Source organism: Leptospira idonii, from assembly GCF_004770995.1.
GTDB lineage: Bacteria > Spirochaetota > Leptospiria > Leptospirales > Leptospiraceae > Leptospira_A > Leptospira_A idonii.
Window position 1 is genome coordinate 1 of the sequence record NZ_RQHW01000081.1, and the last position, 14907, is coordinate 14907.

Genomic DNA, 14907 nt, shown 5'->3' on the forward strand with positions numbered 1-14907 from the left:
CCTTTCCTATTCATATAGTAATGCACGTGTTTGGTTTTCAAAATTTTCAGAAGAATACTCTTTGTTAGAGGTGGAAATTTTGCCGCCTTATTTATATTTAATGAGCCAGGACATGAGATCTTATACTTCAGACTCAATGATTATATCTCCTTTTTTCGTTGTTGATAAAAAAATTACTACCCAAGGCTTTTCTGAATTATGTGAGTACGTGCAGAAGCATTCCAAGGTGCCAAGGCAGGAGTTAAAAGCAATTTCAGAGCTATATAAAAGATTGATTAAGGATATTGATAATTTAATGAGTGATGATTCTGCTTGGTTGAGTCGTAAGAAATACGATGTTGAGAAAATCGAATAGCTTCCCAGAATATTGAATATGCCTCGTTATGTCCTGTAAAAGGTAATTGACAAACTTACTTTTTGTTATATTATTTCGAGACTTGTAAGAGTTTAAAAAGTGAGTGATATAATTAGAATCCGGTATGATGAATTTGATTATACTAAGACATATGGCTATGGCGATAAAATTTTCAAGCTTTGCAACTTCGCCACCATCACCAAATAAACTATCTCAGACCTTTTCAGTGATTTTCCCTGCATGACTAATTTTATTGCCCTCAACATACCAAATTAAATAAGGATCAAAATGTGCTAACAAGGGAATAGAATTGGTTGCAATCCATATTTGTCCATTAGAGTTGCATTGCTGTATTCTATCAGGTGTCTCAATTATCTCTGAGGGTGATTGATGCAAAATAGAAGTTCGTCGTTTTGTTACGGAGGGATAATCCTGAAGTATTTTTTTTGTGACTCCTTATTATTCTAATAATTCCCGCCTAAAAATGAAAGATGGAGATGGCAAATTTCTTATGATATTTTCAATATTTGTAAAGTGGAATTTGATGATTACCACTTATCTCTTGCTTGATTTTAGTATGTTGTTTTGAAAAGCACCTTACCAAGGGAAATAAAAAATAGAAAAATCTCTTCATATCCCATTGGCAGTAAATGCCGCTCTATATGCTTCTGGTGGACAAGTAGTATAAAGGCATGTATGACTCTTACCGTCATCACTAATAAACCAAACACCAGATGAAGTAAGTTCTGTGCAGGAAATTTTATATGAATTTGATTTTGCCGGTCCCGAAGATAAACCTGAACAGGTTCCTATCGGTATATTCGAATAACAAGTACATGATCCTTGAAACGCTTGTGTATTTGTGCAATAAACACAGTCCGATAAATTAGCCGAATTTACGATACCAAGAAAGATTTGATTTTTCTTATTTGCCTCTTCCTTCTTTTTTGCTTCGTTTTCTGTCGAGCAGGAATAAAATATTATTAGATGAATGAGAGTCAGCATAAATATCGAGGATCGCAATTTGCGGATTAGGGAAGAGAGATAAGTTTGCATATAAATTTCCTTTAATTGATGATAGTGAGGGGAATTGTAAGTTTGAAAGTTGCATTGATTCCAGGGTTCAGCGCATAATCTTTATACCTACTCATATGATCTACGTATGCCTTATTAAAAACATTCATAACCGCAAAATCAAATGTAGCTGGCTCAGCTTCGTTGTTTAAAGAAGGGATTTCGAAGCCAAAACCTATGTCGTATAAATTATACCCTGCTGTAGTCGTTTCCAATTTATCCACTCTGTATTGAGAGCTAATAAAACGACCGCTAACAGATAAGTAAGGTTTTTGTAGTGAGAATAATTCCTCTTTGGAAAATCTAAATCCCAATCTGGATCGATTTGGAGCCATTCTAGGAAGTGCTTTGGTTTGCAAATCATTATAGATTAAACTGAGATCAGTATCCTCTATCGTTAAAAAAGTAGAAGGATCGACTTTTTTATACACTGATCCTTTTAAAAGATCAATCCCTCCATTCATTGAAATATTTTTCGTCAATTCAGCTTGAATGAAAAATTCTCCACCGGTTAATACTGCTCTATCTTGTCTATATTGATACACTGGAAGCCGAGACTCCTCGTCATATTTTCCTTGGCTTACAGAATAAATATAATCTTGTATAGTGTTTTGAAAGAAAGTAACTTCTGCTTGAATTTTTGAAGACGCATATCGGAGAGCTGTATCGTAATTCACGGAAGTCTCAGGTTTTAGTTGATTTTTTCCTGTCTCAAAGCGACCAGTGCCTTCGTGAACTCCATTGGAATATAATTCAAAAGGAGTGGGTGATCTGAATCCCTTGCCAACGTTTAGGATAAGTGAAAGAGGTTTTGAAAACCGCCAAACACTGCCTAACGTTCCTGTAGTGGCGGAAAAATTTTTTGTTTCCTCACTTACCCCCAAATCCGTATTGGCTTTGATATCCACGCTTCTTTTGTCCGCCCTGAGCCCGCCGGAAAACGTAAAATCACCTAGTTTATATTCTTCTAAAAGAAAACCCGCTAAATTAATTAATAAATATCCGGGAATCAAAGGTTCGGTTCCTCTCGTAGCATTTTTTTGGTTCATGCCGGAAACTCCTATGGTACCTTTCCATCCAAGAATAGGTTTGTGATGAAATTTAACATCCAATGTGCCTGTGTCTAAAGACAGATTTAAACCTTGTTCTGTTCTGAATTGATTCACTTGGTATATGTTATATGCCTTTGTGAAGTCTGAGATAGTGCTGTCTAGGAGGGTCTTCTGAATAGGAACGTAAATATTTTTGTCAGGAATTTCTCGTCTGTTGTTTCGTTGGTATCCCGCATCTACTTCCAAATTTCCCAAAGCAAAGATGAAAAAGGAATGTAAATGATTTTTATCATGGATAACGGATTGGGAAACTTGTGCCCCAGGGTTTTCATTCGGATTGTCGTATAGATCTTGTTTGAACTCTCTCCTGAAGCTGTCTAAATAAATGTTTCCCCAGGCTCCATCTGTTCCTACAGAAACGGATTTATTCGATTCCGTAAAACCTGTATTTGGAATTATTCCGTTAGGGGTTGAAATTCTACCTGCTTTTCTATCGTTTGCTTGAACTCGATATCCTATATTCGAATTGTGATTGTAACCATATAAGGATAAATCACCTGCATCTTGTTTGTTGTTAGAAAATCCGTTATAGCTCATCGTTCCGGCTAACGTAGGGGCTCCATCTTTTTTTGTAGGGGCTTTATTTCTGATCACATTGACTACCCCTCCAAGCGCATCAGAACCGTACAATACGCTTCCAGGGCCTTTTACCACTTCGACTTGGCTGATTCCGAACGCATCCAAATCTACTGTGTGATCATCACCGAATTGTTGGTCTTCCTGTCTTACTCCATCACTCATTACGAGCACTCTCTGTCCCGAAAGTCCACGAATCACCGGTTTGGCGCTTCCTGCTCCTGTTGTTAGAGCAGAAACACCTGGTGTATTTTGCAGTGTAGTGGCGATATTTTCTCCTCTTTGTCTTTGCAATTGGCGTCCTTTGACTACCGTAGTCGATTGGGGAGAATTTAGAAAATCCGCAAGATTGGATTTTGCTGTAACATTGATGGATTGAAATTCCAAATTGGAAGGCAATAGAATGATCGTGATCTTCTCGTCTTTGTCTTTTAAATCTATTGTTGTCGTTTCTGGTTGGAATCCACCTGCTGAAACAAAAAGCGTATATGTTCCAGGTGGTAAATGTTGGTATTCAAAACTACCTTGCTTATCTACGGAAGAAGTTTGTTTCGTTTCTTGTAAAAATAATTTTGCATTTTCAATCGGCTTTCCATTCGCAGACAAAACATCTCCTTTAATATTAAAGTCCAGTGCATAGATAGATGTTCCGAAAAGGAAAAGAACAACAGGTATTATCTTTCGAAGCGAGTGAAGTTTTAACTTTTTTAATACTATTTCGTTTGATAAAAAAAATTTAGAGAAGTTCATGTTTCATTTTCCAAGCGTCATCATTTGCAACTTTGCCGCAAATGCAAGAAAGTTTTATTTTTGGAATAAAAAAATAGAGGAACTATGTATTGGATTTTGTTTATTAGCAGAAAGAAAATGTAATCAAGCTGCTCATTGAACTAGAATATTTATCAACTTTGATAGTTTTTCTTCCCAAATGATTGAAAAATGATAATTGTAACTAAGGCTACTCCTAATGTGAGTAGACCGCCGTATAAAAAATCTCTTTCCGGGAAATGAATGCCAATCATGCCTACAATCGGATAAGCAATCGCCCACCACAAATGTGAAAAAGCAAAATGGGCTCCATATACCTTGCCTTGGTCTTCCGGGTGAATGTTTTCTCCTATTAACGTTTCGGAAGGCATGTCGGCAAGTGTTTGTCCAATTCCCGCAAGTATCCATAGTAAGATGAGTCCTTGATAAGGAACAAAATTTGCAATACTAATCGATAGACCTATGATCAATGCACCGGATATCAATGATATGCTGCGTGTTTTCGATTTATCCAAGCTGCCTAATAAAAACGCAGATAGAGCAGCTCCCAATCCGAAGGCAGACATGATCCATCCGTAATGTGTATCATCCAATTTGAGAGAAGTTTTTACTAACCCGACGGAATTGACTAATACCATCGCACCTGCGATAGCTGATATAAATTCTATACTTAGAGCGAATCTTATGATTCTATTGCCGAATAATAATTTGATGCTTTTTATTATTTCACTTCCTGTTGTTTTTGAAGACTTGTTGCTCATTATCATTCCTTTTTGTAAGGATGCCGCTGGAATGAGAAGTAGTGGAATAATGGCGATAAGCAGTAGGCATCCGTTTACAAGAAAGATCTGCTTTGCTCCTAACCAAACTGCTGCTATTCCTGCGATTGCTGGACCAAAAACACTCAGCAGTTGAAACGTAGCCATTGATAGACCGTTTGCTTCTCTATATATAGTTTTCTCTACAATTTGTGGTATGATCGCTCTGTATGTAGGGGTGAAAAATGCAGCAAACACGTTTAAAGCAAATATGAGTCCATATATTTGCCATTCTTTCGTAATAAAGGGCAACATACATACAATGATCATTCTTGCGCATTGAGTAGTTATCAAAATTTTTTTACGTTCTATCTTCTCCGACATGACTCCTGCAAAAGGAGAAAAGAAGATATAAGCGGAAACTCTCAATGTCAATGCTGATGCAAGTACTGCTGCTGAATTCTTCGGGTTGATTTCATAAGTAAGAAGCGCCAAGCCTAGCCAGGTGAAAGAATCCCCTAATAAACTTGCGATTTGCGAGAAGTAAAGTTTGGTAAATGTGAAATTTCGCAGAGGTTTGAGGGGTTCTACTATAAATTGCATTAGTGCTTTCGCGGTCATTGTTAGATTGTTCGTAAGCTTATTTCAACCGAACAAGTTCATTTGAATTGTTGACACTCATTCTTTGCAATCAAAAAAAGATTTACAGAACCTATCCTCCCCCATAGGATGTAAAAAACGTTTATGAAAGAACATAATCACCATCATTCACATGACCATTCTGATCATATTCACACAACTCACCCTGAAATCATAAAAAGATTGAAACGTGCTAGCGGACATCTTTTGAAGGTGATTGCAATGATTGAAGAAGGGCGGCCGTGCCTCGAAGTGGCACAGCAATTCCAATCCGTATACAGTGCTATTGGTAATGCAAAACATACGTTTGTTTATGATCACATAGAGGGTTGCATTGAGACTTCTGATCATGAAAAACCTTCCGATCTGAAGAGAAAAATGCGGGAATTAAAAGAAATAACTAAATATCTATAGGAAAGAAAATGAAATATTTTATATACATTATTGCGGGTTTTTTATTAAGTTCCGGCGTGTTTGCTCACGGAATGTCCGACGCTGATAAACAGAAAATCTTAGATGCGGGACACTTACAGTATTTTGAGTTAGGCGCTTCTCATATGCTCAGCGGATATGACCATTTGCTTTTTCTTTTCGGGGTGATTTTTTTTCTTACTAAATTTAAGGACATCGTTAAGTTTATAACAGCGTTTACTCTTGGGCATTCGATTACGCTGGTGTTCGCAACAGTTTATACGATCCAGGCAAATTACTTTTTGATCGATGCAGTCATCGCATTGACAGTCATTTATAAGGGTTTTGATAATTTGGATGGATTCAAAAAATACCTAAACACTGTATCGCCAAACTTGCTTTTAATGGTGTTCACATTCGGATTGATTCACGGATTCGGACTTTCTACTCGTTTACAACAATTGCCTCTTCCTAAAGAGGGACTGATTTTAAAAATTTTATCTTTCAATGTAGGCGTGGAAGTAGGGCAAGTGTTCGCCTTAACCGCAATGCTTCTTATTTTGGCTGGCTGGAGAAAAACTAAATCGTTTCAACGTTTTAGTAATGCTATGAATTTCGGCCTCATACTTTTGGGTTCATTGTTATTCTTAATGCAATTGCATGGGTTTTCTCATACAGCCTTTCCTGATGATTTTCCGTTGAATAGGGACGATCATTACCATGCACATAATGAAGCAGAATCGCCTGATCCTCTGAGAAACTATAAAAAGAATATTTTGAACGAAGAAAATACGCACCAGCATGGAAGCGATAAGCCGCACGCGCATTAGAATATATTTAATATTTAAGGAAAAATTATGAAAAACAACTTAACAAAATGGTTACTTACCTTGGCTCTGATGGGATCGGTTTTCGGATCGGGAACATTTGCTCACGATCATTCCAGTCATAAAAAATTGAGTAAGAGTGAAATTCTCGCTTCTGCAAGCAAGGGAGTATCCGCACTGATCGCAAAAAAGGAAAAAGTAGACGGCTCTCGGCTTGATGTTAGCTGGGAAGATAAGTCCGTTACTTCCGATGCAATTGAAAAAGAAGGTGAAGGTTACTATATTGTGAAGTTTACGAATGCAAAACTTGCCAAGTCTTTGTTTCTTCTTATCTCTGCAAGCGGCGATATCTACGATGCGAATTTCACCGGTGTGTTCAAGAATTTGAAGGATTGATCCATTCTGAAAAATCGATAAGGCAATAAAACATTGTTCGAATTTCCAAGACGCTCCCTTTCATATAAAATGTTTGGGGGCGTTTAGGAGACTTCGGTTTTTCATTTCTGCGTAAATATAAAGAGGCTATTCGTGAAGGCAATTTCAATCCTTATCACTCTCGTTTTCTGTATTTTAATAGATCGCCCTATTCGTGCGTTAGAAAACTCGAAAGAGTTTACTCTAAGTTCCATAGTAGAGACTGCGGAGAAAAATTCTCCTCTTTTGACTGCCATACATTCCGATTTGGAAAGTCTTTTCTATAAAAGAAAGCAAGAAGGAAAAACGCAAAACCCTTCCGTATACATTGATTATGGTCAAAGATCAGCAGCTAACGAAGCAGGTGCGGAATATGCTTTATCAGTAGAACAGCCAATTTATTTCCCTGGAAGAAAAGAATTAAAACAGCTCTTAGTTGATAATGAGTCCAGGATATTGGAAATCCAGCGAATGGAGGCATTTAATTCTATTCGTTTGAATTCGATTAAGTTTGCTTATAGATTTTTAATTGCTACTGAGAAAAAAAATCATATCAAAGAACGACTTAGAAGACTTTCTTTAGTGGAAAGTTATATTAAATCTCGCCCCTTTGTCACTCCTCAAGCTAAAACCGATTTATTCATTATCGAAGCAAAAATATTGGCTTTGAAAAAATATTTCAATGATTTGGAACTGGATGCAGCTAGAGATTATGAATCCTTAAACTTATACCTTCGCCAAGAAAGCATTCCAAATTTAAAAATTCCTTACTTTACTGCCGGAATACAGTTCAATTTGAAAGAGCTGGAAGAAAAAGCAATTTCTGGTAATCCTTCCGTTCTTGCTGCAAAAGGAGAATTAGAAAAATCAAAAACGGAACTTAAATTGGCGAACTTGGAAAAGTATTCGGATTATTCTGTAACAGGACAGGTTGGTGAAGATAAATCGGGTGTCGCCAACCGCTTCTTTGATTTCGGACTCAAGTTCCGTCTTCCTGTCTGGGATCAATATCAAAATAAAGTTGCTTCTGCCGAAATGAATCTGAAAGCCAAACAAGAAAGGTTGGTCTATCATGAAAATCTTATACAGAAATCCTTTAAGCAGGCTTATCTGGAGTATGAGCAATCAAAAGCGGATTTGCAAATATACGACTTGAAACAATTTAACAGGATAGAGAGAGATCTAAACTTTGCCGATCAGGAATTCAAAAAAGGAAGAATCCAATTGGTAAGTTATATCGAATTGGAAAGTCAACTTCACGAAGCAGATCATGCTATCTTAAATGTTCAATTAGCGCATTTGGAAGCGTTGTTGAACCTGCTATATATCACTAACGAAAAAGAAATTCTCGGAGTATTAGATAATGCTAGCCAGACTTTTGAATACCAGTCTAAATAACCCTTTTTTATCTGTAGGATTGGTATCTTTCCTATTTTTATTTTCATTTTATTCCTTAAATGAGGTCCCTGTTGATGCTGTTCCTGATATAACGAATGTTCAAGTAATCGTTACAACAGACACAGGTTCATTAGATCCAGAGCAAGTGGAAAAAGTGATTACTTTTCCTTTGGAAACAGAACTTTTGGGGCTACCAAATCTAATTGATGTTCGTTCCGTATCCAAATTTGGTTTATCTAATATATCCCTAATCTTTCGTGAAAATACGGACATCTATCAGGCAAGAGCGATGGTTGCGGAGCGGATTTCCAGTGTGAAGGCAAAGCTACCAGATGGCACTTCTCCCACAATCGTGCCCAATACGACAGGGTTAGGTGAAATATTTTTTTATTCGGTGGAAGCAGTTCCAAATTCCAAATTGGATCAGCGTCCCGAAGAAGAAAAACTTATCTATTTGAGAACGGTGCAAGATTATGTAGTTCGTCCTCAGTTAAAAGGGATGGTTCCCGGAATTGTCGAAGTGGATTCTAACGGTGGATATGAGAAGGAAATTCATATCGACGTCGATCCGAATCGTATGAAAGCTTGGGGACTTTCCATAGACCAAATTATGCAGGATATTTCTACCATCGGGGAAAGTTTCGGTGGAGGATTTATTGAAACCCAGGGTAAAATCTCAATTGTAAGAGCCTATGGTTTGAAAAAGAATTTGAACGAGATTTCTAAAATTGTCGTTCGAAGAACTGTAACTGGCGGTTCCGTTCTAGTATCCGATATTGGAAAAGTAAACGAACACGGATTACAGAGAGTAGGTGGTGCCAGTTCGAACGGGAAAGAAATTGTACTTGGCACTGCTCTGATGTTAAAGGGCGAGAATAGTTATAGAGTAAACGAAGATTTAAACCGAGCTGTTTCTCAATTGAGTCTTCCCGAAGATGTAAAAGTCAGAGTACTTTTGGAAAGATCTTTTCTCATTCAATCTACCATCAAAACGGTTTTGCGAAATTTGGGAGAAGGAGCGATCCTTGTTATACTCACTCTGTTTCTAATATTGTATAACATACGAGCATCTTTGATTGTTGCATTAATCATTCCGGGTTCTATGTTACTTGCTTCTATTTGTATGAGGATGTTCGGGATTTCTGCAAATCTGATGAGTCTTGGTGCTATCGATTTCGGATTACTCGTGGATGCGTCCATTGTCATTACTGAAAACGTTCTAGCGAAATTCGAGACAGGGAACTATTCTAATAAGGAAGAAAAGAAAAAAATGATCTTGGATTCTTCCTTGGAAGTATTGAAGCCTGTTTCGTTCGGAATCCTTGTTATTATGTTAGTGTATGTTCCTATTTTATCCTTGGACGGAATTCCTGGAAGAATGTTCCGACCTATGGCGGAAACAGTATTACTCGCATTAGGCTTTAGTATGGTTTTGGCTGTATTTTTACTTCCTCCTCTACTTTACTTTTTCCTTTCACCGAAAAATAAAGTATCTCATGAGAAGGGCAAGCCATCTAAAATTGTAAATTGGTATGCGCAAAAACTTCCAAAGTTATTGGAACAACCTCGCAAGATTATAGTTTTCTCTTTCGTTTTTTTTATCGTTACTATTCTTATTTATTTCCGAATGGGAACTGTATTTCTCCCCAAACTGGTTGAAGGGGATTTGATGCTCATCATTTCTAGGGAAGGAAATACAAGTTTGGAGGAAAGTCTTCGGGAACAAAAGGAAGTGGAAATTTTCCTAAAACAAATGCCTGAAGTAGAAAGTGTTTTCTCGCGGATTGGAACTAGCTCCGTTGCAAACGACCCTATGGGTGCCTTTAATGCAGACACTTTCATTATCTTAAAGAAAGACAAACTTTCTGATCTATTGCAGCCTGAAACATGGGATCAGTTTTTAGATAAGATCAAAAATTCAGTTCAAGAAAAATATCCAGATTCAGAGCTGACATTGAGCCAGCCATTGGAAGCACGATTCAACGAACTTTTAGAAGGAAGTAGAGCAGATGTCAGCGTTCGAATATTGGGAAAAGATTTGGATGTTCTTCTTCGATTACAGGAAGAATTAAAGAATACTTTGGAACAGATCCCAGGTGCCGCTGAGGTTGCCTTAGATCCCATTATGGCACTCAGAAAATCGAATGTGATTGATGTTGTTCCTGATACCACTAAATTGAATTATTATAATATTTCTCTTTCTACCTTCAATACCGTTGTAGAAAGTTCTATGAGCGGTTTCGAGCTGGGAGGCTATTACGAAGAGGAAGTTCGTTTCCCAATTAAGATTCGCTTGGCGGAGGAGTTCAGGGATAAGGAGTCTGAAATAGGGGAAATCAATGTAGGAACAGATGATGGGGGAACCATTCCGATCAAACTTCTTGCTTCGATACAGAAAAGTGAGAAGGTAATGACTATTTCCCGTAATAAGTCTAGAAGATTTGTTGCCGTCTCTGTAAATTTAAGGGGGAGGGATTTGGAAGGTTTCTATAAGGAAGCCACTCAAAAGGTTTCCCAATTGCAAATTCCGAAAGGGTATTCCATTTTTTGGGGAGGACAAATAGAAAACTTGTCTTTAGCAAAACAAAAGTTAGCTATTATTATTCCTTTTACTTTGTTCATGATTTTCACCGTTTTGTATTTAGGATTAAGATCTGTGAAACAAGCGTTGCTCGTATTTTTCTGTGTCCCTTTTGCGCTTACCGGAGGTGTTTGGTTTCTTTATCTAAGAGGGATGGATCTTAGTGTATCCGCATTTGTGGGATGTATCGCTTTATCTGGAATCGCCGTATTGAACGGTCTTGTGAAATTAGCTACTATTGATCGGCTGAGAGAAGTGAAAGGACTTTCTGCACGTGAAGCAGTTTTGGAAGGGGCAGTGAGTCGGATTCGACCCGTAATCATGACCGCTCTTGTTGCTTCTTTCGGATTTTTACCAATGGCCTTTGGCACAGGGCTTGGTTCTGAAGTGCAAAAGCCTCTTGCAACTGTGGTGATTGGAGGGATATTCACATCAACGATTTTAACTCTTGTGTTGCTCCCTGTATTTTACTATTGGTTGGAAAAAGAATAATGGTAAGCTATGAGGAAAAGTGGGATCTCTAATAAAGTCTCTTGGGTTCTCGTTCTAAGGGAATAAATTCACGTTTATTGAAACGTGAAAGCCAATTGACAATGAATGGCTTTTGACACTAGACCTAAATTTATTTTCGTTTGCTACTTTTTTAAATAATCCATCTAATTGCGGATTAGTGTTCATGTTGGGGCATAACAATAAAATCTGATTTTGTAATGGAAAACGATTTTTATTCATAGTTTTGTATATCGAAAGCCTAAAAATTCGTAGATTCTTGAGCAAATCACCTGAATTTCTGTTAGGTTTTAGTTTTTATTACCGATAATAAGATTACCTTATTCATTTATCGGGGCTGTATGCCCCCGATTTTTTATCTGATCTCAAACAAGTAATTTTGACTATTTTTTGGTAGTCTTCTTTTTTAAAGGAAGCTCTGGTTTCTTCTCAAGAACCCTTTGTCGCTTTCTTTTGGGAAACTCTTTTTTCAGTGGTCTGTCCCGAAGTAATGGAACATCGAGAAGTTCTTTAGGATGAATGCCTAATGAATCTGCGATTATTAATAATGTCTTTAGGCTTGGCATCCCTTTGCCAGCTTCAATTTTCTGATAAATGCGGAGACTAACTTCTAGGCCAGCAACGCTTTCCTGGCTCATATCTCTTGATTCTCTAAGATTTCGAATTTTCTGAATAATACTCTTTAGAATTGGATCATAATCCATTCATTTAGAATAGGCAATTTCCGATTAATTAGCCACGATTGAATATACACGAATAAATGTTCGCATTAATGTTGTTGACCATTTTTGAGGTTATGGCATAAGTTGGTAAAATTTTCTAAATCTTCGCTATAGTCAGATAAGGGAGCGGAAAGGAGAAGGTTCTGTGCCAAACAGTAAATTTAACACAATATTAGATATTTATCAAACTGCTAACTCATCTGCGACAAAAAGAAACACTGAGGCTTTGCTAAATGCAGCAATTGAACAGAACCAGCAAATCCTAGAGCTGAGACAGCAATTGCATGTCGCTCAGGAGCAAGCTAATAGGTTTGCGGCAAAGCAACTTGATTTACAACTTAAAGAGGCTGTAGCAAAGCAAGAGCAAAAGTTTTTGAGAAAGTTCGTATTTACTTTTGAGACTGCGATAGAAGAAGCCCTTCAATTATCTGATGATATTGCAAAATACGTATTCTTGAATTTCGATATATTGCCTGTTGTTGGCTTTGTCGAGGATGCGGTGGAGAAACTTGATAATCTTGATGATAAACGCTCTGCCAGAAATCAGTTAAAGATTTTAAAAGAGAATCAAGACCTCATTAAAAAATATGAGAAAGATTATCAGAATTCAAGCCTATGTAAGTTTAGAAAATTAGCTGAGAATTTTTCCGAACAAGATGAACTTCCTCTGCCAGAAAAGGCTCAAGTGCCAAAGGTCGTTTATAAAAAGTATAAAAGGAAATACGGTATTCCTGCTGTCATTGCTGCAATAATGACAATAGTAAAGACATCGCAGTATATTCTCACTCCCATCGAGCAGTGGGATTCTAAATTTTTGTTTATTGAGTTTGTCTATGGTATTAATCCTACCATCATTTTGCCTGGCTATTTTGCATTTGTGAGATACCGAAACTATAAGCCCAAAGATCAGATTGAGAAAGAAAACCAAGAGTTAAAAGATGAATATGAGAAAAGCTTGGAAGAGGCTGAGTCAACTTATAAAGAACAAATGAAAGAATATGAAAAGATAAAATTCGAATCTGATGAAAAGTTAATTGAGCATGAAGATGCCAGATATCATGCGCTAGAAGATTTTCCTGAATATTTCAGATTTCAAAATTATATTATCAAACAGTTTTCAGCTGAGAAATTTAACTCAAGCTATAGAGGAAATGATGAAGAATAATTTAGTTGGTCTCTTGGTATTTGCGTCTTTACTATTTCTTTTTAATCAATGTGCGACACAAACTCTTGTTTACGGAAATGTTAGTGGAATAGTTGCAGAAGGAGATTTATCACAAATGAGTTCCGTAAACGCAGATGAATATGCTCCTAAATTGCGAAATTTAGTTGTAACGGAAGAATATGAACATAAAGGAAAGCCAGATTTTAAAATTTATTCTGGAAAGTTATTTATGATTATTCCGTTGGGATATCAAACAATAAACTTGCATGAATTTTGTGGTTTAGGCCATGCAAAGATTCGACATTCAGCGGGTTGGCCTCCTGTGATGCTTAACTTGTTATCTCTATTTACACTCCCTTTAATATACAATGAAAGAGGTTACACTATAAAATGCGAATAGCAAATTCATTAGTTTTTATTATATCAATGTCACAGATAGGTTGTTTGATTTTCAATTCGTCTTTGCCCAACTATTCTGTGACACGAATGACAGAAGATACTTGTTCTATTGATTTTAGAATAGGTGACCAATATACGGGTAAGTGCATAGAAAAGGATGGGATATTACTTCCTGGTGTATTAGGAACATATCGCACCAAAGATAAAAAAGAATTTTTAGTATCTGCAAATGAAGATGGCATATTTAAACTTTCGGTTAATACAAAAGATGTAACAAAGTATCCTTATTTTATAAAGGTCGAAGAGGGCTATGTATTAAAAAGAATCGAATGCCAGAAAGGTAACTGTATCAATGGAGAAGGTACTGCTGAATTATCTATCGAAGATGAAAGAATCGAAGTAAAAGGGGTTTTTACTGGTAGTTTCAATGGATTATGGCCATTAAATGGAAAAGTCCAACATCCTATAGAAAAATCGTTAACTGCCTTTGAGGTGCAAAATGGTGCTTTTTCTTATACTATCGCATATGAAAATTATCTTGCAAAACGAAGAGTTGAAAGAGAGGAGCAAGAAAGAAAGCAACGTGCAGAAAGAGAGGAGAAAGAAAAGAAATTTTGTTATAATTTAGCAGAAAAAACTCCGTCAATAGCATTTCCTAGAAATATAAACGATATTGGTCGTGCATGTTCTAACTTATGGGGATGGGGAACCCAAGATCATAGAATTTGCGTCGGTTGGTGGGAAAATTGTGTAAAATATTTTTGAACGGTAGTTATGCTGGAGAATTCTTAAATATCCAGTTTATCTACCTGACAAAATCTGAAAATATTAAGTAAATTTATCAATCATCCTCATCGAAATAAGCTCCGCAAGTTTCGAATACATTTGCCCAGGCGAAAAAGACGTTCTTCACTTCAAAGCGCTCGCCTGGCGGTATATTATTGTGTTTTTTACATAAAGGAATGATGAAGTGATATGGACTGTATGGTTCTATTTTGTAAACATGCGCACCAACTAGATGGTTAGTCTCATTACATCCTACAACAGCACAATACTCAGCATCTTGGCCTGCTTCATTTTTCCAGTGATTGAGCCAAGAACCACATTCACATTTCTTTCCAGTAGTATCTGGAATATTTTCTACAATTGGCATAAAGTTAGAATTTAGACCGTATTATCTGAAGTGGAAAGAGAATTA

General features: G+C 36.9%; 14 protein-coding genes. 9 read left to right on the forward strand and 5 right to left on the reverse strand.

Annotation, left to right across the window (positions count from 1 at the left end; translation table 11 throughout):
• Positions 1-355: hypothetical protein (locus EHS15_RS18755; RefSeq protein ID WP_210416380.1), on the forward strand; the 355-nt coding region annotated here is incomplete at its 5' end.
• Between the two features lie 630 nt (positions 356-985).
• Here the strand turns inward: EHS15_RS18755 and EHS15_RS19415 are convergent.
• The 3 genes from EHS15_RS19415 to EHS15_RS18770 all read right to left on the reverse strand — a co-directional run bounded on the left by EHS15_RS19415 (position 986) and on the right by EHS15_RS18770 (position 5264).
• Entirely contained in the window at positions 986-1360 is a 375-nt protein-coding gene (locus EHS15_RS19415; RefSeq protein ID WP_246052317.1) for a hypothetical protein, read from the reverse strand.
• Between the two features lie 62 nt (positions 1361-1422).
• Complete coding sequence (locus tag EHS15_RS18765; RefSeq protein WP_135762134.1) at positions 1423-3867, reverse strand: TonB-dependent receptor; 2445 nt, start codon at positions 3865-3867, stop codon at positions 1423-1425.
• A 152-nt stretch (positions 3868-4019) separates the two neighbouring features.
• Entirely contained in the window at positions 4020-5264 is a 1245-nt protein-coding gene (locus tag EHS15_RS18770) for an MFS transporter (RefSeq protein WP_135762135.1), read from the reverse strand.
• A gap of 123 nt (positions 5265-5387) precedes the next feature.
• Between EHS15_RS18770 and EHS15_RS18775 the strand changes: the two genes are divergently transcribed.
• The 5 genes from EHS15_RS18775 to EHS15_RS18795 all read left to right on the forward strand — a co-directional run bounded on the left by EHS15_RS18775 (position 5388) and on the right by EHS15_RS18795 (position 11405).
• Positions 5388-5696, forward strand: coding sequence for a metal-sensing transcriptional repressor (locus EHS15_RS18775; protein WP_135762136.1), 309 nt, complete (start codon positions 5388-5390; stop codon positions 5694-5696).
• Positions 5697-5704: 8 nt separating this feature from the next.
• Positions 5705-6523, forward strand: a complete 819-nt coding sequence (locus EHS15_RS18780; RefSeq protein ID WP_135762137.1) for a HupE/UreJ family protein — start codon at positions 5705-5707, stop codon at positions 6521-6523.
• A 27-nt stretch (positions 6524-6550) separates the two neighbouring features.
• A complete protein-coding gene (locus EHS15_RS18785) occupies positions 6551-6916 on the forward strand; it encodes a DUF6488 family protein (protein ID WP_135762138.1) in 366 nt (121 codons plus the stop codon).
• A gap of 141 nt (positions 6917-7057) precedes the next feature.
• A complete protein-coding gene (locus EHS15_RS18790) occupies positions 7058-8332 on the forward strand; it encodes a TolC family protein (RefSeq protein ID WP_425460659.1) in 1275 nt (424 codons plus the stop codon).
• Entirely contained in the window at positions 8298-11405 is a 3108-nt protein-coding gene (locus EHS15_RS18795; protein ID WP_135762140.1) for an efflux RND transporter permease subunit, read from the forward strand. Before EHS15_RS18790 ends, EHS15_RS18795 begins: the two co-directional genes overlap by 35 nt.
• Before the next feature lie 401 nt (positions 11406-11806).
• Here the strand turns inward: EHS15_RS18795 and EHS15_RS18800 are convergent, their stop codons facing one another.
• On the reverse strand, positions 11807-12127 hold the full coding sequence (locus tag EHS15_RS18800) for a helix-turn-helix domain-containing protein (RefSeq protein WP_135762141.1): 321 nt from the start codon (positions 12125-12127) through the stop codon (positions 11807-11809).
• A gap of 163 nt (positions 12128-12290) precedes the next feature.
• Here EHS15_RS18800 and EHS15_RS18805 point away from each other — a divergent pair, with 163 nt between their 5' ends.
• From EHS15_RS18805 to EHS15_RS18815, 3 genes are all read left to right on the forward strand, one after another.
• On the forward strand, positions 12291-13310 hold the full coding sequence (locus EHS15_RS18805; protein ID WP_135762142.1) for a hypothetical protein: 1020 nt from the start codon (positions 12291-12293) through the stop codon (positions 13308-13310).
• Positions 13297-13710 carry a hypothetical protein gene (locus EHS15_RS18810; protein ID WP_135762143.1) on the forward strand — a complete coding sequence of 138 codons (414 nt, stop codon included), beginning with the start codon at positions 13297-13299 and terminating at the stop codon, positions 13708-13710. The genes EHS15_RS18805 and EHS15_RS18810 overlap by 14 nt, the downstream gene beginning before the upstream one ends.
• Before the next feature lie 86 nt (positions 13711-13796).
• Entirely contained in the window at positions 13797-14474 is a 678-nt protein-coding gene (locus EHS15_RS18815; protein ID WP_135762144.1) for a hypothetical protein, read from the forward strand.
• A 76-nt stretch (positions 14475-14550) separates the two neighbouring features.
• On the opposite strand, the gene EHS15_RS18820 is transcribed toward EHS15_RS18815, so the two are convergent.
• Positions 14551-14862, reverse strand: coding sequence for a hypothetical protein (locus EHS15_RS18820; protein WP_135762145.1), 312 nt, complete (start codon positions 14860-14862; stop codon positions 14551-14553).
• Positions 14863-14907: the final 45 nt, after the last annotated feature.